Raw genomic sequence first — 21,394 nt, 5'->3', positions numbered from 1 at the left:
TGAACCTTCGACTCTCTTCCCTTCGGGCTATGTCTATGCATCAAGGTACGGGCCGGCTGACGGTCGCAGCCGCTTTGGCGTTCGCGCTGGCGGGCGCGGATGTGAGTAACGCCGTGGCAGCGCCGGGCGACGCCGCGAGCGCGCCCGAGGGCGCTTCCGTTTCTTACGCCGCCGGGAGCCAATATACGGTGCGGCCCGGGCAGTCGTTGAACGACGTGGCGATTGCCGTCACGCAATCGCACGACAAGGGGACGCTCGCACGCGCTTCGCGCGCGCTGTTCGATGCGAATCCGAATGCCTTCATGAGTCATGATCCGAGCCGGATGCGCGTCGGCGCGCTGTTGACGATCCCGGCGCTGGATGCGACCGGCGCTCCGGCAGCTTCTGCGCCGGTTGCGGGGTCTGCGTCTGCCGCGCCATCGGCGGCTACGGCTATGCCTGCTTCCGCGCCGAACGCGGCGACGGTCGGTGCGGCGGTCGGCGCCGCGAGCGGCGTGGCGCAGGTCAACGCTGCCGCAGCGAGTGCGGCAAGTGCTGCGGCTCAGGCTGCCACGCCTGCGGTTTCAGGGACGGCCAGCCCGACGGCTGAAGCCAGCTCGGCACCAGCCCCCGTAGCAGGTTCACAGGCCGCAGGCGCTTTGCCGGCCAGCGGCGCACATGTCTGGTCGGGAGCGATCCAGCCCTCGGCCAGTGAGGCTACCGAAGGGGCGTCGGCGGCTACCACCGCAGCGGCGACGGCCACCGCACAACCGGCATCGCAACCGCGTGCGCAGGTGTCCAGCTTGCAGCAACTGCTTGCGCTGAAAAACCGCGTGCTGATGGAGTTGCAGAAACATGGCATCGGCGGTTCGCCGGCTGCGACGGTCACGCCTGCTACAAACGGTGCGCAACCGGCCGCCGACGTTTCGTCCGCGGCCGCCGTTTCCGGTCATGGCGGCGCGACGATTTCCACTTCGACCGACGCCGGCATCTCGCAGACGAATTTGAGCATAGCGGCGGCGATCGGCGCGGCGTTGGTCGTGTTGCTGGCGGCTTTCCGTCTGCGTCGGCGTAAGCGCGCCGGTGTTGTCGCGGCAGGAGGCTCGCTGGCGGAGGACGCCGCAGCGGCTTCCGCGCGAGCAACTGGGCCGCAGGACGTCGATTCGACGCGCGAAGCGTCGGACGTGAGCGACGAAGCGGCAGCCGGGCATGCGGCGGCGCGGGAAGCGACGGCACGTGAGGCAGCAGAACGAGAAAATGCAGAGCGCGCGGCAACCGAACGCCTGGCGGCGGAACGTGCAGAAGCGGAGCGTGCTGCGGCAGAAAACGCAGAAGCCGAACGCGCGAAGGCGGACCAAGCGGCTGAGCGTGCGGCAGAAGAGCACGACGCGGCAGCAGAACACGAAGCCGCTGCCCACCAAGCGCACACGGGCTCGCCTGCACAAGACCACGATGCGTTCCAACACGCATCGCAGGAAATTCACCCCACGCCCGCACCGTTCGAAGCTGCGCAACCGACCCCGGACACCGAATCGATCGACCAAAGCGGTCCCACATCCGAACCTCTTCCCTCGGCCCATCACGAGAATCTCGACGGGGCAACCACGGCTGCGAGTCTCGCAGCCGCCGCGGAGCTCGGTGCTGAAGCATTGCCGCTGACGCCGCTTGAACCGGTCAACGAGAGCTTCCAGCAAGAGGTGCCGCCGCATCGTCTGCAATGGGACGACGAACCGGCATCGAGCGCGCCGGCGACGCAGTTGGCAGAGCCGACGAATGAGCCGCTTGCAGAGTCGCGGAGCCATCAGGACACCCCGCCGCCGCCGGTCATCGACTTCACGCGGCAACAGGCCGAACCGCACACGACTTCTCCGTTCGGCCAACCGCACGGCGAGACGTCGGCGCATCCGGTGCCCGATACCCTTGCGCCGGCAGTACCCACGGCCCAACTGGACGCGGCCCACGTCGAAGCGACGCATCAACCGTCTCACGAACCGCAACCGCAGTCACATCAACACGCCGAACCCGCGACGTCCGATGGCGCACCGAATTTCGAACCGGCCCCCGCCACGCCAGTTCAACCCGCGCTATCCGTGCCGACCGAGTTCCCGCGCGATGCCCTCGATGCATTCAGCAGTCTGAACATGCCATTGCCGCCGCGCGTCGAATCGACCGACGACGCAGCGGTGAGCGTATCTGGATCGCTGGCAACACCGCCGGTTGCCTCCCCGGAAACCGCCGCACAGGAAGCGGTGGCGCCGCACGATCCGGACGACTTCCCGCATGTCGCTGACGAAATCGCCGCTGGCACTGCAGGCCATGCAGCCGTCGCGGGCCTGGGCGCGGCCGGCTTCGGCGCGCTGAAACTCGATTTCGACCTGGAGTTGCCGCCGAGCCCTGCTCAGCCCTTGCCGGCCTTCACGCGGGCCGATCTCACCCGCATCGCCCGCAACAAGCTCGATCTGGCCGCCGAATATATCGACCTCGGCGATCTGTCGGGCGCGCGCACGCTCATCAACGAAGTGATCGAAGCGAACGATCCGGCCACGCGCACCGAGGCTCGCGCGCTGCTCTCGACGCTCGCGCCGTTGTCGTGAAGCGTATTGCGTTAGGCGTCCAGTACGACGGTTCGGCATTCTGCGGTTGGCAGTCGCAGCCGCACGGCAAGACTGTGCAGGACGAGCTTGAACGGGCGCTGCGCGAATTCGCGCAAACGCCTGTGCAAACCGTTGTGGCTGGCCGTACGGATACCGGTGTACACGGCTTGGGCCAGGTCGTGCACTTCGATACTGAACTCGATCGCACGGACTTTTCGTGGATTCGCGGTACCAACGCTTTCCTGCCGAAGACGATCGCCGTGCAATGGGCCAAGCCGATGCCCGACGAATTCCACGCACGGTTTTCGGCGTTTGAACGGACCTATTACTACGTCCTGTACGTGCATCCGTTCCGTTCGCCAATGCAGGATACGCGCGCCGGCTGGGTACACACGCCGCTCGACGTCGACGCCATGCGGGCCGCGGCCGCCCATCTGATCGGCGAGCACGATTTTTCGGCGTTCCGTTCGTCGCAATGCCAAGCGAAAACGCCGGTCAAACATCTGTATCAGGTCGACATGCGGCAACAGGGCGACTTCGTTCATTTCCGTTTTCGGGCGAACGCGTTTCTGCACCATATGGTTCGCAACCTGATGGGCTGTCTCGTCGATATCGGCCGCGGACGCCATCCGGCCGAATGGATGGTCGAGGTTCTCGCCAGCCGCGATCGCGACTGTGCCGCGCCGACCTTCATGCCTGACGGGCTGTACCTGGCGCAGGTGGGCTATCCTGAGCAATTCGCCGTGCCCGCGCCGCAGACCGGCAGCGTGCCGTGGAGTACCGTATGGACCGAGCAAGCGCAAACATGAAATCAACTGAAAATCTGGCAGCCGAAGCAAACGCCGGCGCGCAACAGCATGCCGCGCCGCATCGCACGCGTATCAAGTTGTGCGGCCTGTCGAAGCCGGAAGATGTGTCGCTGGCTATCGACCTCGGCGCCGACGCGATCGGCCTCGTGTTCTATCCGCCGAGCCCGCGTTCGGTGAGCGTCGCGCAGGCGGTCGAGCTGGTGCACGACGTGCCGCCGTTCGTATCGGTAGTCGGCTTGTTCGTGAACGCAACGCCGGACTGGATTCGCGAAGTCGCCAGCAATGTCGGGCTTACACTGCTGCAGTTCCACGGCGACGAAACCGCGGAGCAGTGCGAATCCCTCGCCAGCGTTGCGGGTTTGCCTTGGTTGCGCGCCTTGCGAGTCGCGGCGGATACTCACCCGGCAGATTTGGTAAAATCAGCGCTTAACTATTCAGCAGCCAGCGGCCTTTTGTTCGACACCCATGTCGAAGGCTATGGCGGCGGCGGGAAGGTTTTCGATTGGTCACTTATTCCAGCAGAGCTCGCGCGTCGGGCCGTTTTGAGTGGTGGGTTGAACGCGCAAAACGTCAGTGATGCGATCCATCGCGTGCGCCCGTACGCGGTCGATGTCTCGAGCGGCATCGAAGTGCAGGGCGCCAAGGGCGTGAAAGATCACGCCCGGATGGCGGCGTTTGTACGCGCAGTGCGCGCAGCGGACGCTGAATGATTCAGGCGGCGCGGTTTTCTCATATGAAAGCCGTGCGCCACACTGAGAAGAGTGATCACCATGTATAACTTGCCTGACGAAAGAGGCCATTTCGGCCAGTATGGCGGCGTGTTCGTCGCCGAAACACTGGTTCACGCACTCGACGAGCTGCGTGCCGCGTACGAGAAATTTCAAAAAGACCCGGAATTCGTCGCCGAATACGAGCGCGAACTGAAACATTTCGTAGGTCGTCCGTCCCCTATTTATCACGCACAACGCTGGAGCGACATGCTCGGTGGCGCGCAGGTTTTCCTCAAGCGCGAAGACCTGAATCACACTGGCGCTCACAAGATCAATAACGTGATCGGTCAGGCGCTACTCGCAAAGCGCATGGGCAAGCCGCGCGTGATCGCGGAAACCGGCGCAGGCCAGCACGGTGTGGCGGCCGCGACCATCGCGGCGCGCTTCGGCATGGAATGCGTGGTCTACATGGGCGAAGAAGACGTGCGCCGCCAAGCGGCCAACGTCTACCGGATGAAGCTGCTCGGCGCGACCGTCGTACCTGTGACGTCCGGCTCGCGCACGTTGAAGGACGCGCTCAATGAAGCGATGCGCGACTGGGTGACCAACGTCGAAAACACGTTCTACATCATCGGCACGGTGGCGGGACCGCATCCGTATCCGATGATGGTGCGTGACTTTCAGCGCGTGATCGGCGACGAGTGCAAGGTGCAGATGCCGGAACTGGTCGGTCGCCAACCCGACGCCGTGATTGCATGCGTTGGCGGCGGTTCGAACGCGATGGGTATCTTTTACCCGTATATTGACGACACTTCGGTGCAACTGATTGGCGTCGAGCCAGCAGGCGACGGGATCGAAACCGGCCGGCACGCCGCCTCGCTGATCGCCGGCACGCCAGGTGTGCTGCATGGTAACCGCACGTATCTCCTGCAAGACGAGAATGGTCAGATCATCGAGACACATTCGATCTCGGCCGGCTTGGATTATCCGGGCGTCGGCCCTGAGCACGCGTGGCTAAAAGACAGCAAGCGCGCGCAATACGTCAGCATCACCGACGAAGAGGCGCTCAAGGGCTTCCACGATTGCTGCCGCATCGAAGGCATTATCCCGGCGCTTGAGTCCAGCCATGCGCTGGCCTACGCCGCGAAGCTCGCGCCGACGCTGCCGAAGGACAAGGTCCTTCTGGTCAATCTGTCGGGCCGCGGCGACAAGGACATGCATACGGTCGCTGAGCGATCGGGCATTCAGTTCTGAGCGCCGCGACGATGCGCGACGAGTTCGACGAGCCGCAACCGGCGCTTGAAACCACGCCGGCCGCCGAAGTCATGGCGACCGAGGCACCTGCGCCCTTGCTGGCGCAGGTGCCCGCCGGCATCCGGCTGTTGAACCGCGATTTTCTGACCGATGTAGCGAACATTCCCGACGGGTCGATCGACCTGGTCCTGTGCGATCCGCCTTATGGGCTCGGCAAGGATTATGGCAACGACTCCGACATGCGCTCTGGCGAGGATTTCCTTGCCTGGACGCGTGGCTGGCTTGAGCTGGCTATTCCGAAGCTCAAGCCGTCGGGTTCGCTGTATATCTTCTGCACCTGGCAGTACGCGCCGGAAATCTTCAGCTTCCTGAAGACAAAACTCACGATGATCAACGAAATCATCTGGGACCGGCGTGTGCCGAGCATGGGGGGGACGGTTCGCCGGTTCACCTCGGTGCATGACAACATCGGCTTTTTCGCGGTGTCGAAAGATTATTTTTTCGATCTCGATCCCGTCCGCATCCCGTACGATGCCGTCACGAAGAAGGCGCGTTCGCGTAAATTGTTCGAAGGCAGTAAATGGCTGGAGCTTGGCTATAATCCGAAGGACGTCTGGTCGGTATCGCGGCTGCATCGGCAACACGCCGAGCGCGTCGATCATCCGACCCAGAAGCCTCTGGAAATCGTCGAGCGGATGGTGCTGGCAAGTTGTCCGAAGGGCGGGCGTGTGCTCGACCCGTTCATGGGCAGCGGCACCACCGCAGTCGCTTGCGCTCGGCAGCAGCGCGAATTCGTCGGCTATGAGATCAATGAAAGTTACTGCGCGATAGCGCGCGAACGCGTTAGCGCGGCCGCGTCGGCGCCCACTGCCGCTCGCAAAACCCGCAAGAATGCGGCCAAGGCTGAGCAGCAAACCGAGGCGCAGTAAGCGCGCAGTAGCTTAAAACTCCGAGATATTCCATGTCCCGTATCAAGAACACGTTTGCCGCGTTGTCCGCCCAGGGTAAGAAAGGCCTGATTCCGTTCATGACGGCCGGCGACCCGGATCCGGCGCGCACGGTCGAATTCATGCACGCACTCGCCGCCGGTGGCGCCGATGTGATCGAACTTGGCGTACCGTTTTCCGACCCGATGGCCGACGGCCCGGTGATCCAGCAGTCGTCCGAACGCGCGCTGGCGCATGGCGTGTCGCTGCGCCACGTGCTGGCCGACGTGAAGCGCTTCCGCGAAACCGACGACAAGACGCCGGTGGTGCTGATGGGCTACGCCAATCCGATCGAGCGCATGGGTACCGAAGCGTTTGCCAAGGCCGCGAAAGAAGCCGGTGTGGACGGCGTGCTGGTTGTCGACTACCCGCCGGAAGAGTGTATTAACTTCGCCGAACAGATGCGATCTGCCTGCATCGACCCAATCTTTTTGCTGGCGCCCACGTCCACGGACGAGCGCATCGCGGAAGTCGGTAAAATCGCCAGTGGTTACGTCTATTATGTGTCACTGAAAGGCGTGACCGGCGCGGCAAATCTGGACGTTTCCAGCATCGCGAGTAAAATCCCGGCCATCAAGTCGCGCGTACCCCTGCCGGTAGGCGTTGGTTTCGGCATCCGTGACGCGCAAACGGCGCGTTCGGTGGCCGAAGTGTCCGATGCCGTCGTGATCGGCAGCCGTATCGTGCAATTGCTCGAACAAGCGGCGCCCGAAGCCGCCGCCGAGACGCTTACGCGCTTCATTGCCGAAGTGCGCGAGGCGCTCGATAGCGTCGCGACTGCCCGATAACAGTTATTTTTTGTCTCCTGTAGTGTGAGCGGCGGGTTCGTCCCGCCGTTTGCGCAACCGGTTGACCCAGAGGGATTCAATATGAGCTGGCTCGATAAGCTGCTGCCGCCGAAAATCAAACAAACCGACCCGAAGAACCGCAAGGGGATTCCGGAAGGCCTGTGGATCAAGTGCCCGTCGTGCGAAGCGGTGCTGTACCGCAATGACGTCGAGGCCAATCTGCACGTTTGCCCGAAGTGCGATCATCACATGCGCATTGGCGCGCGTGAGCGGCTCGACGGCCTGCTCGATCCGGAAGGCCGCTACGAAATCGGCCAGGAAATCGTGCCGGTCGATGCACTCAAGTTCAAGGACAGCCGCAAGTACCCGGACCGCCTGAAAGAGGCGATGGACGACACCGACGAAACCGACGCGATGGTCGTGATGGGCGGCGCTATCCACACGCTGCCGGTGGTGGTCGCATGTTTCGAGTTCTCGTTCATGGGCGGCTCGATGGGTTCGGTGGTCGGCGAACGTTTCGTGCGCGGCGCTCAGAACGCGCTCGAACAGAAGGTGCCGTTTATCTGCTTCACCGCTTCGGGCGGCGCGCGGATGCAGGAAAGCCTGCTTTCGCTGATGCAGATGGCGAAGACCACGGCCATGCTGACCAAGCTTGCCGAAGCTAAGCTGCCGTTTATTTCCGTGCTGACCGATCCGACCATGGGCGGCGTGTCAGCGAGTTTCGCGTTCCTGGGCGACGTGGTGATCGCCGAGCCGAAGGCGCTGATCGGCTTTGCCGGTCCGCGCGTGATCGAACAAACCGTGCGTGAAAAGCTGCCGGAAGGCTTCCAGCGCGCCGAGTTCCTGCTGACGAAAGGCGCGGTCGACATGATCGTCGACCGTCGCAAGCTGCGTGAAGAAATCGCGCAATTGATGGCGCTCTTGAGCCATCAGCCGGCGGACGCAGTCGCGTAAGCCTTCGCATCAATACGGGGCTGCGCCTGAAAGGGCGCCGCAGCCGCCTGAAAACAAGTCAAAAAATAGCGCGCCGCGAGAGTCATCAAGCGGCGCGCTGTCATTTCCGGGATAATCACGATCTCGCAACGCAGCAAAGATTCGCTCGATGACCACATTTCCTACCCTCGACGCGTGGCTCACGCACCTTGAATCCGCGCATCCTGTCGGCATCGACATGGGATTGGGACGCATCTCCCAGGTACGTGACGCGATGCAGTTGTCGTTCGCGTGCCCGATCATCACGGTCGGCGGCACGAACGGCAAGGGTTCGACCTGCGCAATCCTCGAATCGATTTTGCTGCGCGCGGGCTTCACGGTTGGCTGCCACACGTCGCCGCATCTGTTGACCTTCAACGAACGGGCGCGCGTGAACGGCGAAATGGCGAACGACGCTGACCTGCTGCCGCATTTCGAAGCCGTCGAAGCCGCGCGCCTGAGCCTCGCCGAACCGGTCACACTGACCTACTTCGAATTCACGACGCTCGCGATCATGAGCCTGTTCGCCTCGCGCGGGCTGGACGCGGTGATTTTCGAAGTCGGCCTGGGCGGCCGCCTCGACGCGGTCAACATCCTCGATGCGGACTGCGCGATCATCACCAGCATCGATATCGATCACACAGAGTATCTCGGCGACACGCGCGAGAAAATCGCTTTCGAAAAAGCCGGCATTTTCCGCCCCGGCAAGCCGGCGATCTGTGCCGATCCGGTGCCGCCGCAAACGCTGATCGATCACGCCGAAAAGATCGGCTCCGAACTGTGGCTATTCGGCCGCGATTTCCGCTACGAAGGTCAGGCAGGCAGCGAGCGCCAGCAATGGAGCTACGTGGGTCCGACCATGCGCCGTTCCTCGCTCGCCTATCCGGCGTTGCGCGGCGCGAATCAGCTGATCAACACATCGGCGGCACTTGCCGGTCTTGAAGCGCTGCGCGACCGTTTGCCGGTCTCGGCGCAGGACATCCGGCTCGGTCTCGCTAACGTCGAATTGCCGGGGCGCTTCCAGGTGCTGCCCGGCAAGCCGGCCGTCGTGCTCGACGTCGGCCACAATCCGCACGCTGCGGCTGTATTGACGCAAAACCTCGGCAATATGGGCTTTTTCCCGTACACCTACGCTGTGTTCGGCGCGATGCGCGATAAGGACATAGCCGGTGTGCTGACGCACCTGAAAGGCGAAATCGACCACTGGTGTGTGACCGATCTGCCGACCCCGCGTGCCGCTTCGGCGCAAGAACTCGAAGCGGCTTTGCGCGAGCAGGGCGTGAGCGACGGCAATGACAGCAGCGTGACGCGTTATGCAACACCAGCAGAGGCTTTCCAAGACGCGCTAAAACGAGCGTCAGAGAATGATAGAATCGTGGTTTTCGGCAGTTTCTATACGGTAGCAGGCGTAATGGCCTACCGTAAATCGCAGCAACACTGAACGGGCGCCAGGCTCGAACCAAGCGATTCATGGGAATTTTCTCGTTCGGCAAGAAAGACGACGCGCCCACCCGGCGCGGCGCAAACACCAGTTCCACCCGGGCCGCCCGTGGCGAGCGCGTGGAGCGGCGAACCCGCCGCACGGAGCGCACCGTGGATGCCGATGCGATGCTGCTCGACCCTACGTTGCCTGAAAAGCAGCGGGCGCGGCGCAGGCTCGTCGGTGCGGTCGCACTGGTCGTCGCAGCGGTGGTGATCCTGCCCATGGTGCTGGATTCGCATCCAAAGCCCGTCACGGACGACATCTCGATCGACATTCCAAGCCGCCCCGCGCCGAAGGTCGCCACCAAGACCGACGAAGACACGCAGGCTGGCGTAGCACCGGATAACCCAGCGCCTGACGCGGCACTTGCCGCTTCCGGCCTTGCGCCGACAACGGCAGCCACGCAAGGCCAATCCGGCGCCGCGAAACAGCAGAGCGCGGCTGCGAGCGCAGCGCCCGCCGTCAAACCGGCTGCGAAACCACAAGCGCCTGCCGCCGTTGCCACCAATACGGCACCTGCAGCGCCTGTAGCGCAAACGCCTGCCAAACCGGCCAAAGCACCCGCCACGCAAAGCGCGGCGAAAACTCCGGCCCCGAGCGAAGACAGCGCGAATACGGCCGCCGCAAGCGCGGACGCCAATTCCGGCACGCCGGCATCGCCGCCAGGCAGCCGTTTTGCCGTCCAGCTTGGCGCATTTGCGAACGACGCCAATGCCCGTACCTGGGCCACCAAGTTGAAAGCGGCCGGTGTGCCCGCATATACCGAACATCGGAAGCAGGCCGACGGCTCCACGCTCACGCTATTGCGCGCTGGTCCGTTCGCCGACCGTGCCGCGGCTAGCGCCGCGATTGCGAAGGTTCGTGAGGCCGGCTTGACGTCGGGCGCGAACAGCGGCGCTGCACAGTAAGCGAGCGATGTTCACTGCCTTCGACTACGCTGTAATGGCGGTGATCGGTTTGTCGGCCTTGCGCGGCACATGGCGCGGCTTTTTGTCTGAGATATTCGGGCTGATTGGCTGGATCGCGGCGTTTTTCATCGCTTGCCGTTTTGTCGGTTATGTCGTGCCGTTTATCCCTGCCACGTGGCCGGGCGGCGCGCTGACCCAGTGGCTTCTCGCGTTTGCGCTGGTGGCGATCGGCGTGGTACTGGTCGCAAGCGTGCTGAACGCGCTGTTGAGCCGCATCGTGCAGGCAAGCGGCTTGAGCGGCGTGGACCGCTCGCTCGGTTTGATGTTCGGCCTCGTGCGCGGGGTCGTTCTGGTGCTGATTCTGGTCGCCCTTGCAGGCTTGACCGAACTGCCCCAACAGGAATTCTGGCGCAACGCCTTGCTTCGGCCCTATGCGGTCGAGGGCGTGCACGTAATGAAACCGCTGCTTCCCGAGACGCTCGCTGCCTACGTCCGCGTGTGACGATCAGGTGAACGGTTAGAGGAGCGCAGCAGGACTCCGGCGCAATCCGGTGCCTCTACGTAGTCGCGTACCCTCGCGCAGCATCGCAGGCACCGGCCGCCGTTACGAATTTCGTACCTTTGAAGGACATGCCATGTGCGGCATCGTAGGCGTAGTTTCCCATTCTCCGGTCAATCAGCTGATCTATGACAGCCTGCTGCTTCTGCAGCACCGCGGTCAGGACGCCGCCGGCATCGCGACAGCGAACGGCAGCAATTTCCACATGCACAAGGCTAACGGCATGGTGCGCGACGTGTTCCGCACGCGCAACATGCGCAGCCTGCCCGGCACCACTGGTATCGGCCAGGTCCGTTACCCGACCGCCGGTTCTGCATCGAGTGAGGAAGAAGCCCAGCCGTTCTACGTGAACGCGCCGTTCGGCATCATCCTCGCGCACAACGGCAATCTGACCAACTGGCAGCAACTGAAAGATGAGATGTTCCGCATCGATCGCCGCCACATCAATACCAATTCCGACACCGAAGTGATGCTGAACGTGCTCGCGCACGAATTGCAGCTGTCCAGTTCGAGCCTGCAACTCGATCCGGCGGCGCTGTTCAAGGCGGTGTCGGGTGTGCATCGCCGGGTGCGGGGTTCGTACGCGATCGTGTCGCTGATTGCCGGCTACGGTTTGCTTGCTTTCCGCGACCCGTTCGGCATTCGTCCGCTGTGCCTCGGCAAGCAGGAAACGGCGGAAGGCGTCGAGTGGATCCTGGCATCGGAATCGGTCGCGATCGAAGGTATCGGTTTTGAGTTCGTGCGCGATGTGGCGCCGGGCGAAGCGATCTTCATCGACCTCGACGGCAATCTGCACGCCCAGCAATGTGCGACGAATCCGAGCCTGAACCCGTGCATTTTCGAACTCGTGTACCTCGCGCGTCCGGACTCGGTGCTCGACGGCGTGCCGGTCTACAACGTGCGTCTGCGCATGGGCGATTACCTCGCCGAGAAGATCAAGCGCGAATTGCCCGACGTCCCAATCGACGTCGTGATGCCGATTCCCGATTCGTCCCGTCCGGCCGCGATGCAGGTCGCGAAGAAACTGGGTGTGGAGTATCGCGAAGGCTTCTTCAAGAATCGGTACGTGGGCCGCACCTTCATCATGCCGGGCCAGGCGATGCGCAAGAAGTCGGTGCGTCAGAAGCTGAACGCAATGGGCATCGAGTTCAAGGGCAAGAACGTGCTGATCGTCGACGACTCGATCGTGCGCGGCACCACCTCGCACGAAATCGTGCAGATGGCACGCGACGCCGGCGCGAACAAGGTGATCTTCGCTTCGGCGGCGCCGCCGGTGAAGTACCCGAACGTCTACGGTATCGATATGCCCACGCGCGGTGAACTCGTCGCACATGGCCGCACGGACGATGAAGTCGCACGCATGATCGGCGCGGACTATCTCGTTTATCAGGACGTCGACGCCCTGAAGCAGGCAGTGCGCGATATCAACCCGGCGCTGAAGGAATTCGAAGCCTCGTGCTTCGACGGTAACTACGTCACGGGCGATGTCACCACCGAGTACCTCGACCGCATCGAAACCGCGCGTCTCGCGCCGTCCTCGCAATCGGATCGCGACGCCGCGAGCGAAGCGGCCGAGGGCGGCCCGTCGCGTTCGCAACTGCATCTGCAGTTGTCGGTTGGTTGAGTGATAGCGCTTATGGCGTGGCCCGCTGCACGCCACGCCGCGAGCGTGTTAGCATGACGGCTTGCGTCGATTTGATCTCAGCTTGCGGACGCGGGGCAACCCAAAACAGCTAAAGCGAATGGTGGAAAAGCCGCAATCATCCGCCTCCGCTCCAGCTTTCCCCCGCACATGAAGCCCGCTTATGCCGACGCAAAAGCGGGCTTTTTTGTTGCTGCCGTTTGGCGTTGTTGGGCTCGTTTAACGTGAGCCGTAGACGCTGAACCCAGCCATGGAACATTGGAAACCAGAACCAACATGGACGACTCCCTGAACTTCGACACGCTGGCAGTCCGCTCGGGCACAGCGCGCAGCGACTTCAACGAGCATTCGGAAGCGATTTTCTTGACCTCGAGCTTCGTCTTCGCGAGTGCCGCGGACGCCGCCGAAAAATTCAAGAATTCCGAAGACAACTACACCTACTCGCGCTTTACGAATCCGACCGTCTCGATGTTCCAGGACCGTCTGGCCGCGCTTGAAGGCGGCGAAGCGTGCATGGCCACGGCTTCGGGAATGGCCGCGATCATGTCGGTGGTGATGTCGACATTGCAGGCCGGTGACCATCTGGTTAGCTCGCAGGCGCTGTTTGGTTCGACGCTCGGCATGTTCTCGCAGATCTTCAGCAAGTTCGGCATCACGACGACCTTTGTCGATCCGACCAATCTGGAAGCATGGAAAAACGCCGTGCGCCCGGAAACGAAGATGTTCTTCCTCGAAACGCCGTCGAACCCGCTGACCGAAGTCGCCGATATCGAAGCGATCAGTAAGATTGCGAAGGCGGCCAATGCGATCTTCGTGGTCGACAACTGCTTCTGTAGCCCGGCTTTGCAACAGCCGTTGAAGCTCGGCGCCGATGTCGTGATGCATTCGGCCACCAAGTTCCTCGACGGCCAAGGCCGTGTGCTCGGCGGTGCGCTGGTCGGCTCGAAGCAGTTCATCATGGAGAAAGTGTTCCCGTTCGTGCGCAGTGCCGGGCCGACCTTGTCCGCGTTCAACGCATGGGTGCTGCTCAAGGGCATGGAAACGCTGTCGCTGCGCGTCGAAAAGCAGTCGGCGAATGCGCTCGAAATCGCGCGCTGGCTGGAAACGCATCCGGCCGTGAACCGCGTGTTCTACCCGGGGCTCGAATCGCATCCGCAGCACGCGCTGGCCATGCGTCAGCAGAAGGCGGGCGGCGCGATCCTGTCGTTCGAACTGAAGGGCGATACGCCTGAGCAGATGCGCGCGAATGCCTGGCGCGTGATCGACAGCACGAAGATCTGCTCGATCACCGGCAACCTCGGCGATACGCGTACGACCATCACGCATCCGGCGACTACCACGCACGGTCGTGTGACGCCTGAGGCGCGTGCGGCGGCGGGGATCAGCGAAGGCTTGATCCGTCTCGCAGTGGGTCTGGAAAACGCTGGCGATATCCGCGGCGATCTGGAACGCGGTCTGGCGGGTTAATAGCGTCAGGCGAGCGCGGTGGGAGAACAGCAGGAAACGCGGGCTGCCTTTTCAGGCGGCTCGCGCATTGCACAAACTTAATGGCGCAACGCGCGCCATTGGCCGGGCGCCAGCCCGAAACGCCGCGTGAATGCGTGCGTATAAGCGCTCTGATCGCCGAAGCCGATTTCCAACGCGATATCGCTGAGCGACAGGCGTGGATCGGACAGCAAGCCAAGAGAGGTATCGAGCCGCAGGCGCTGCAAATAGCGATGCGGCGTTTCGCCGAAGGCGTCGATAAAAAGCTGATGAAAGCGCCGCATGCCGAAGCCGCAATGGGCGGCCAGGTCAGCGATACGCAGCGGCTCCGACAGATGAGCGCGCAGCCAGCGGTCGATGCGCGCGAAGTCGAGGCCGGCGCCAGATGCCTGTGCCCCGGCCACCGTGCCGGTATTGGCCACCAACGCAGCGCCCAGTCGTGCGGCTGCGTCCCACTGAAAACGCCGGGTATCCAGATCGTCGCCTGGCGCACCGCCTGTGGCGTGCGCCGCAATCCGATGCGCGAGCTGCGTGAGTGAGGCATCCACCGTCACGGCCCGCGCGCGGTCGAACAGACGCTCAGGCACGGCCAGCGAAGTGGCCGGCAGATCCAGCACCAACTGCCGGTTCTCGCCGACGCCCGCATAGTCGTGCCGCGAACCCGCCGGGATGAGCCAGGCGGAGCCGGCGTCGATCTGATGCGCAACGCCGTCTACCGCCATCACCATCGCGCCGTCGAGTCCGAGCACGACCTGGTGAAAGTCGTGCACGTCCGACGCTTCGATCGCGCCGTAGCGGCGCAACGAAACGCTAGGAGCGGTGACGGCGGCGTGACTCATCGGTGAAGCCTGATTACAAAATACAAACTAGCGCAGCGAAAAACTTAGACGCCGAGCAGTTCGACTTCGAACACGAGCGTTGCATTCGGCGGAATCACGCCGCCTGCGCCACGTACGCCGTAGCCGAGTTGCGGCGGAATCGTCAGCTTGCGCGTGCCGCCGACCTTCATGCCTTGCACGCCTTCGTCCCAGCCCTTGATGACCATGCCGCCGCCCAGCACGAACGCGAACGGGTCGTTGCGGTCCTTGCTCGAGTCGAACTTCTGGCCGTCGGTCAGCCAGCCCGTGTAGTGCACGCTGACGGTCTTGCCGGCCACCGCTTCGGCGCCAGTCCCTTCAACGATGTCTTCGTATTTCAGGCCGGATTCGGTAGTCACAGTCGACATGTATTGCTCCTTAGATCAAAAACGTAAAAACCGACATTGTAGGCGTGTTGGGCTCGCATCGCCGAGGATTGCCGTGTGGCATGCGGTTTGCGTTCAGGTTAGCCATCCGGCCAGGCTGGTTGCGCTGGACGGCATGCCTATAATGGGGCTTCTTTTGACATTTGATGCACCGCCTGAGAGGGTTCGATCGTGACAACGCCTTCCACCGGGGCCGCCGGCGCAACGCCGGTTCCTTCCGGCTTCGCCGTATCCGAACGCACCGCACGCCTGCGCGCGGAGACCGCGCTGTTTATGCGCGATCACGTGCTGTCGCTGGTGTCGCATGACCTCCGTGGTCCGCTGAACGCTATCCATAGCTGGGCGTACGTGCTCGAGCGCAAGCTCGATGCCAACGACCCCAATTCGCAACGCGCAGTCACCGGTATTCGTAACGGCGTGGAACAGCAGGTGAAGCTGCTGGAGACGATTGTCGACGCCACGCGCGCCGAGACCAAATCGCTGGCACTGGCTTTCGCCCCGTTTTCACTGCATCCGCTGCTCGATGAAACCGTTGAAGAAGTCCGCTCCGGCCTGGCGCGCGCACGCGGCGTCGAGGTTACGGTCGAGTCGCACCTCGCTACCGAGCAGCTCAACGGCGACCGTGAGCGCCTGGCCGCGGCGTTGTGGCTGATGCTCACATTTGCCGTCGAGGCGAGCACGGAGGGCGCCGCGGTCACGGTAGCCGCACGCGCGGACGCCACCAGGTGGTACGCCACTGTCACCTTCAATCAAAACGTCGCTGCACTGAACGATCCGGCGGCGCCGCATTTGCTGGAAGCCTTTGCCCGCAAACAGGCGTGCGAACCGCGCGAAGCCAAACGGATCGCGTGGGTGTTCGCGCTGTGCAAGCGCGTCGCGGAAGCGCACGGCGGCAGTTTCGAGCAAAGCGATGCATCTGGGAGCGAAGCGGTGACGCTTACGCTGCACGTGCCGCTGAGTGCAACGACAGCAACGTGAGCGACGGCTGTCAGTGCTCGTCCCTGCACGCGATTAACTTTCAGCTTGCTTTCACCCTCTATACTGACAACTTTTGTTGCCGGAGCCCGTCGCTTTGATCCAGGTTGTCGCCCTTATCGGTGCATTGTTTCTCGTTGCCCTCAACGGTTTTTTCGTCGCCGCCGAATTCGGTCTGGTGAAGCTGCGGCAGACGCGTGTGCAAAGCCTCGCGGCCAAACACGGCATGCGTGGGCGTTTGCTGGCGAAGGTGCACGGGCGGCTTGACGCGTATCTGTCCGCCTGTCAGCTCGGCATTACGCTGGCGTCGCTTGGGCTCGGCTGGATCGGTGAGCCGGCGTTCGCTGAACTGCTCACGCCGGTCTTCAGCCTGCTCGGCGTCGAGTCGGAGAAGCTGATCCACGGCATCTCGCTGTTCTTCGCGTTCTCGTGTATTTCGTTCCTGCATATCGTGGTGGGCGAGCTGGCGCCAAAGTCGCTGGCGATTCGCGAGGCGGAGAAGGTTTCGTTGTGGGCCGCCACGCCGCTGTACGGTTTTTACTGGGCGATGTATCCGGCGATCTGGGTGCTCAATACGAGCGCCAACGCGGTGTTGAAGCTCGCGGGCCTCGACGCGGACCATGGCCACGACTCGCACTACTCGACCGACGAACTCAAGCTGATCCTGCGTGGCCGCCGCGCCAACGTCGCGACTGAACTCGGTGCGCCGGATGGCGCATACAGCCAGGACGAATGGAACACGATTGCGCATTCGCTGGATTTTTCGCGCATGACCGTCTCGGATCTGATGCGTCCGTCCTATGAAATGGTCGGCCTGCGGCGCGATCTGCCGTTGCGCGAAAACATGCAGGTCGTCGCGCGGCACCGCTTCAGCCGCTATCCGTTGTTCGAAGACGCGTCCGGCGAGCGCGTGGCCGGCATGATCCATTTGAAGGATTTGCTGCTGGCGCGGCACGCGGGCAGCACGCTCGACGACCTCTCCAAATATGCGCGACCCGTGCAGTATGTGAAGCCGGACATGCCGGCGCTCGAACTGTTTCGCCGCTTCCGCAAGGGCGCGCCGCACTTCGCACTGGTTGGTCACAAGAACTCGAAGCCGATCGGCTTTCTGACGCTGGACAACCTGCTCGGCGCGCTGGTTGGGCAGATCCACGACGAATTCCGTCAGGGCGACGCCGACTGGACGCGCATGGACGACGGCACGTTGATGGGCAAGGGCAGCTTGCCGGTAGTGTCGTTGGAACGCGCGCTCGGAATCGACATTGACGAGGGCAAGGCTGAGTCGGTCGGCGGCCTCGTGATTCAGGCGCTCAACGATTTGCCTACCGAAGGGCAGCGCGTCGAGTTCGATCGCTTCGATGTGGTGGTCAAGAAGATGAAGGGGCCGCGCATCGTGCTCGTGCGCGTTTATCCGAAGACCTACGACGACGAAGGCGGTTGAGCGGCTTCTATGCTGAATCCGCTCCAGGTCCGCTAAAGCATCGCTCGAGTAAAATCATCGTCCATACCACCCGGGGGCGACATGGGATATTTGCTGGTGCTGTGCGTCGGTTTGCTGGCCGGTACGTTGAGCGGCGTGATCGGCACGGGCTCGTCGATGATGCTGATGCCCGTTCTCGTGATGCTGTTCGGTCCGCAGCAGGCGGTGCCGATCATGGCGATCGCCGCGATCATGGGCAATTTCGGCAAAATCCTGGCGTGGTGGCGCGAGATCGACTGGCGGGCTTGCGGCGCTTACTGCGCGACTGCGGTTCCGGCGGCGGCCCTAGGTGTGCGGACACTTCTTGCATTGCCGCCCCATGCGGTCGAACTCGCGTTGGGTTTGTTCTTTGTCGCGATGGTGCCGACGCGGCGCTGGCTGGCCCGACGCGCTATCAAATTCACACTGTGGCAGCTTTCGCTGATCGGCGGCGTGGTGGGTTTTCTCACCGGCATCGTCGTTTCTACCGGGCCGATCACGGTGCCCGTCTTTATGTCGTATGGCCTGGTTAAAGGCGCCTTTCTCGCAACCGAAGCCGCTGGATCACTGGCTGTCTACGGCACCAAAGTCGCGGTGTTCAATCACTTCGGCGCATTGCCATTGCATGTGGTGATCGACGGTTTGATCACCGGCTCGGCACTCATGATCGGGTCCTTTTCCGCGCGGCTGATTGTGGTTCGGATGAGCCCTGCGGTTTTCAAACTTGTCGTTGACGGGTTGATGTTGTCTTCAGGCGTTTCGTTGCTGTGGGCGGCTGGGCGGTAGGGCCTTTTTGCGAAAAGGCATGAGACATCACCCCACCGACGCTTGAAACACCCTCAGGTAGTTCCCTCCAAGAATCGCCCCGACTTCTGCTTGCGAGAATCCGGCCAGCAACAGCGCACTGGCCAGATCGGGCAACTGCTCGTAGCTCCTGAATACCGGGGGAGAAATGAACCCGAGCATATCCGTCCCCAGGCCGACATGTTCCACCCCGATGACATCCGCCATGCGTTTGACGCCTTCAGCCATCGCATGCAAATCGTGAAACGTCCCTGAGCTCGGCCACACGCCAATCACGCCACCCGTGCAGGCGATCACCCGCGCATGGTCCGGCGTGATGAGCCGGCTTCGCGCTCCCGGATGGGTGGCCAATGCCGAATGCGAGAGCACCAGCGGTTTGGTCGACGTATTTGCCGCACGCTTCACCAGATCGTAGGTGCCGTGCGCCACATCCACGACGATTCCCAAGGCGTTGCAGCGCTGCACCACTTGCGCGCCGATGTCCGTGAGGCCGCCATGCACCGGCGGCTCGGTCTGGATATCACCGAGTTCATTCACGCGATAGTGCGTCAGTTGCAGATGCCGCAATTGATGCTTCGTGTACGCCTCATCGACACGATCCACCTGGCCTTCGAGAAAATCCGCACCTTCAGCGGAGATGATCGCGCACGGACCCTGCGCACCCAATGCCGTCAGCGAAGCAATGTTCGTCACCACCCGAATCTGCTCGCGTTCGACCAACTGATGGGCGCGCAGGAATTCGGTCTGGCCGAGCGCATACAGTTCGCCTGGCTGTGGCTCGCGCCATGCTTCGAAACGCTTGCGGTTATCCGCCACACGCGTGACCGTCGTGTCGGTGACGATTGCAAGGCAGATGACGTTCATGCCGCCAGCGCGCATCGGCGTGGCCAGCGGAATAAACGGACGGTTTGCGCCGATCACCGGATTGCGCGACACGATCACACGGCCACCGTGGCTGTGCATGTCGATGGTGAACGTGCCGGCGGGCGCTTGCCATCTCGGCACGGTTTCGGATTGCTTGGATGGCGTTGTTTGCGCCGTTTCGTCACGCGCCTCGGTATAGCCGGCAAAGTGCCCGGGTGCACAAGCCGTCAAGCCCAGCGCCACACCTGATGCCAGAAACGCGCGCCGGCTAAATCGTCGCTGTGAAGCTTGTGGACGATCCAGCGGCATAGCATCGACTAACCGATACCGCCAGCCCGCGGGGTCGTCCAGCAGACATACCAGCCGGCCGCGCAAAGCCAGCACCTCCGCCTGTGGCGCGAGCGGCGCGGCCATCTGCACCTCGATCGACGTCAGCGGATTGCGCGGCACGCAGCCCCCGCAACACGGCTCGTCGGCACTCAGCAAGAAGTAGTCGACCGCGTCGGCTTGCGCGTCCAACGGAATCATCCAGCCCGATATGTCGATGGTCGTGCCGTGCAGCCTGTCGGCATCGCCGGTTCTGATAGTCGACCAGTCGATCTGCATCGGTGCTCCTCTTGGGTGCGTTTATTTGCGCGTAGATGTTACCCGGCTTTTATCTGGTGTCAGCGTTCCGGCCATGCTTTCAACGAGCTTCAACGCTTCGGCTTTCAGGGCGACGGGATCGTCTGCGCCATCGAGCAATTGCGCCGCTTCGCACACCATGCTGCCGATCATGCGGGCGGCGAGGTACGCCTTGGCTTTTTCCTTTTCCTTGCCGGTGGTCTGGTTTGTCAGCGCGCCAATGAGCAGACCGTACACGTGCGCCTCTTCGATCTCGCGGCACCGTGCCTGGCCGAGCACGGCGGGCGCAGTTTCAATGACGAGTTGCCGGTAGGCGGGTTCGGTGCAAACCTCCAGAAATTCGCGAATGCCCGCGCTCATCCGTTTGGCTGGCGGAGCGGCCGCGGCAGCGGATCTGACTTTGGAGGCAGCGTCCGCCTGGAGAGACTCGACCAGGGCGTCGAACAATTCGGCCTTGTCTGCGAAGTGGTGATAGAAGGCGCCGCGGGTCACGCGCGCACTGCGTGCGATGGCCTCTATCCCGACTTGCTGGTAGCCCTCCGAGGTGAATAACTGGCCCGCAGCAGCGATGAGCGCTTGACGGGTCGCGTCCGCGTATTCCTCGCGACGGGATTTTGGGGTTGGACCTGCGGTCGGCATGGGGTGCGTTTTTATTCCTTGATTTTTCACATTCTGATTGTAGTATACATACACTGTGTATGTGAAAATCTCGTTGTATGTTAAATAGAACTTCGGCTGCAGCCTGAATACACAGGCAAACAACACCGTCGGTAAGCAACCCATTCAGGAGCAAACTCACATGACGTCAGCAGAAAAATACCTTCCCCCGACTGCGGAGCAGTTAGCTAATGCCCGGATAGCAGTGCAACGCTTCGCTTCGGAGTGGCAACGCCCCGTCGCCGATAACCTGGAAGCACTCATGCACGAGGACACACGAAACCTGATCCCGCCCATGACCGAACCGGCCGACAGGAAAGGCGTCATTGAACATTTCCGTCAGGTCCTCACCCAACTGCCGGACCTGAAAGTCGACGTCCTTCAATGGGCACCCACTGGCGACGCCGTCATGATCGAATGGCAGGCATCGGCCACCGTAGCCGGGCAGCCGCTGAAGTGGTTGGGTGTCGATCGCTTCAACCTGCGCGGTGACCGGATGTACAAAGGGCAGGTGTATTGGGACACGCGGCGAGTGGCGGAACAGGTAGCCGAGGCAGTCAAACGCGCACAGCAAGGCGGCTCAGCAGGATGATGCATCG

At 62.6% G+C, this 21,394-nt stretch carries 21 protein-coding genes; 16 read left to right on the top strand and 5 right to left on the bottom strand.

Annotation, left to right across the window (positions count from 1 at the left end; genetic code table 11):
• Window positions 1-29 precede the first annotated feature (29 nt).
• The 12 genes from PQQ86_RS37425 to PQQ86_RS37370 all read left to right on the top strand — a co-directional run bounded on the left by PQQ86_RS37425 (window position 30) and on the right by PQQ86_RS37370 (window position 14,151).
• Window positions 30-2,573: a FimV/HubP family polar landmark protein gene (locus PQQ86_RS37425; RefSeq protein WP_408279447.1), complete on the top strand. Its 2,544-nt coding sequence runs from the start codon at window positions 30-32 to the stop codon at window positions 2,571-2,573.
• Window positions 2,570-3,382: a tRNA pseudouridine(38-40) synthase TruA gene (gene truA, locus PQQ86_RS37420; RefSeq protein ID WP_408278930.1), complete on the top strand. Its 813-nt coding sequence runs from the start codon at window positions 2,570-2,572 to the stop codon at window positions 3,380-3,382. The genes PQQ86_RS37425 and truA overlap by 4 nt, the downstream gene beginning before the upstream one ends.
• Entirely contained in the window at window positions 3,379-4,092 is a 714-nt protein-coding gene (locus PQQ86_RS37415; RefSeq protein ID WP_408278927.1) for a phosphoribosylanthranilate isomerase, read from the top strand. The genes truA and PQQ86_RS37415 overlap by 4 nt, the downstream gene beginning before the upstream one ends.
• A 60-nt stretch (window positions 4,093-4,152) precedes the next feature.
• On the top strand, window positions 4,153-5,346 hold the full coding sequence (trpB, locus tag PQQ86_RS37410) for a tryptophan synthase subunit beta (protein ID WP_408278924.1): 1,194 nt from the start codon (window positions 4,153-4,155) through the stop codon (window positions 5,344-5,346).
• Between the two features lie 11 nt (window positions 5,347-5,357).
• A complete protein-coding gene (locus PQQ86_RS37405) occupies window positions 5,358-6,275 on the top strand; it encodes a DNA-methyltransferase (RefSeq protein WP_408278921.1) in 918 nt (305 codons plus the stop codon).
• Between the two features lie 32 nt (window positions 6,276-6,307).
• On the top strand, window positions 6,308-7,120 hold the full coding sequence (trpA, locus tag PQQ86_RS37400; protein WP_408278918.1) for a tryptophan synthase subunit alpha: 813 nt from the start codon (window positions 6,308-6,310) through the stop codon (window positions 7,118-7,120).
• Window positions 7,121-7,201: 81 nt separating this feature from the next.
• Entirely contained in the window at window positions 7,202-8,074 is an 873-nt protein-coding gene (gene accD / locus PQQ86_RS37395) for an acetyl-CoA carboxylase, carboxyltransferase subunit beta (protein ID WP_093634944.1), read from the top strand.
• Window positions 8,075-8,222: 148 nt separating this feature from the next.
• Window positions 8,223-9,533: a bifunctional tetrahydrofolate synthase/dihydrofolate synthase gene (gene folC / locus PQQ86_RS37390; protein ID WP_408278913.1), complete on the top strand. Its 1,311-nt coding sequence runs from the start codon at window positions 8,223-8,225 to the stop codon at window positions 9,531-9,533.
• Between the two features lie 29 nt (window positions 9,534-9,562).
• Window positions 9,563-10,483 carry an SPOR domain-containing protein gene (locus tag PQQ86_RS37385; protein WP_408278907.1) on the top strand — a complete coding sequence of 307 codons (921 nt, stop codon included), beginning with the start codon at window positions 9,563-9,565 and terminating at the stop codon, window positions 10,481-10,483.
• A gap of 7 nt (window positions 10,484-10,490) precedes the next feature.
• A complete protein-coding gene (locus tag PQQ86_RS37380; RefSeq protein WP_093634947.1) occupies window positions 10,491-10,985 on the top strand; it encodes a CvpA family protein in 495 nt (164 codons plus the stop codon).
• A gap of 133 nt (window positions 10,986-11,118) precedes the next feature.
• On the top strand, window positions 11,119-12,666 hold the full coding sequence (purF, locus tag PQQ86_RS37375) for an amidophosphoribosyltransferase (RefSeq protein ID WP_408195087.1): 1,548 nt from the start codon (window positions 11,119-11,121) through the stop codon (window positions 12,664-12,666).
• A gap of 294 nt (window positions 12,667-12,960) precedes the next feature.
• On the top strand, window positions 12,961-14,151 hold the full coding sequence (locus PQQ86_RS37370; protein ID WP_408278902.1) for an O-succinylhomoserine sulfhydrylase: 1,191 nt from the start codon (window positions 12,961-12,963) through the stop codon (window positions 14,149-14,151).
• A gap of 77 nt (window positions 14,152-14,228) precedes the next feature.
• Here the strand turns inward: PQQ86_RS37370 and PQQ86_RS37365 are convergent, their stop codons facing one another.
• Entirely contained in the window at window positions 14,229-15,008 is a 780-nt protein-coding gene (locus PQQ86_RS37365; RefSeq protein WP_408278900.1) for an AraC family transcriptional regulator, read from the bottom strand.
• A 44-nt stretch (window positions 15,009-15,052) separates the two neighbouring features.
• Window positions 15,053-15,394, bottom strand: coding sequence for an FKBP-type peptidyl-prolyl cis-trans isomerase (locus tag PQQ86_RS37360; RefSeq protein ID WP_027803023.1), 342 nt, complete (start codon window positions 15,392-15,394; stop codon window positions 15,053-15,055).
• 189 nt (window positions 15,395-15,583) lie between these two features.
• Here PQQ86_RS37360 and PQQ86_RS37355 point away from each other — a divergent pair, with 189 nt between their 5' ends.
• Together PQQ86_RS37355 and PQQ86_RS37350 are read left to right on the top strand one after the other, a co-directional pair.
• On the top strand, window positions 15,584-16,390 hold the full coding sequence (locus PQQ86_RS37355; protein ID WP_408278897.1) for a sensor histidine kinase: 807 nt from the start codon (window positions 15,584-15,586) through the stop codon (window positions 16,388-16,390).
• 94 nt (window positions 16,391-16,484) lie between these two features.
• A complete protein-coding gene (locus PQQ86_RS37350) occupies window positions 16,485-17,828 on the top strand; it encodes a hemolysin family protein (protein ID WP_054034925.1) in 1,344 nt (447 codons plus the stop codon).
• Between the two features lie 32 nt (window positions 17,829-17,860).
• Here PQQ86_RS37350 and PQQ86_RS37345 read toward each other — a convergent pair whose 3' ends face one another.
• Window positions 17,861-18,061 carry a hypothetical protein gene (locus PQQ86_RS37345; RefSeq protein WP_408279462.1) on the bottom strand — a complete coding sequence of 67 codons (201 nt, stop codon included), beginning with the start codon at window positions 18,059-18,061 and terminating at the stop codon, window positions 17,861-17,863.
• Here PQQ86_RS37345 and PQQ86_RS37340 point away from each other — a divergent pair.
• The gene (locus tag PQQ86_RS37340; protein ID WP_408279446.1) at window positions 17,985-18,632 is read left to right on the top strand and encodes a sulfite exporter TauE/SafE family protein; all 648 of its coding nucleotides are present in this window, start codon (window positions 17,985-17,987) and stop codon (window positions 18,630-18,632) included. The two genes, PQQ86_RS37345 and PQQ86_RS37340, sit on opposite strands and share 77 nt — an antisense overlap.
• Window positions 18,633-18,659: 27 nt before the next feature.
• On the opposite strand, the gene PQQ86_RS37335 is transcribed toward PQQ86_RS37340, so the two are convergent.
• The gene (locus PQQ86_RS37335) at window positions 18,660-20,120 is read right to left on the bottom strand and encodes a dipeptidase (protein ID WP_408278894.1); all 1,461 of its coding nucleotides are present in this window, start codon (window positions 20,118-20,120) and stop codon (window positions 18,660-18,662) included.
• Between the two features lie 21 nt (window positions 20,121-20,141).
• A complete protein-coding gene (locus PQQ86_RS37330) occupies window positions 20,142-20,777 on the bottom strand; it encodes a TetR/AcrR family transcriptional regulator (protein ID WP_408278893.1) in 636 nt (211 codons plus the stop codon).
• 160 nt (window positions 20,778-20,937) lie between these two features.
• On the opposite strand from PQQ86_RS37330, the gene PQQ86_RS37325 reads away from it, so the two are divergent.
• On the top strand, window positions 20,938-21,387 hold the full coding sequence (locus tag PQQ86_RS37325) for a nuclear transport factor 2 family protein (RefSeq protein WP_408278890.1): 450 nt from the start codon (window positions 20,938-20,940) through the stop codon (window positions 21,385-21,387).
• Window positions 21,388-21,394 lie beyond the last annotated feature (7 nt).

Source organism: Paraburkholderia sediminicola, assembly GCF_046026675.1.
Classification (GTDB): Bacteria; Pseudomonadota; Gammaproteobacteria; order Burkholderiales; family Burkholderiaceae; genus Paraburkholderia; species Paraburkholderia sediminicola_F.
The sequence above is the reverse complement of the archived record's forward strand: the minus strand, read 5'-3'. Positions and strand labels throughout refer to the sequence as shown.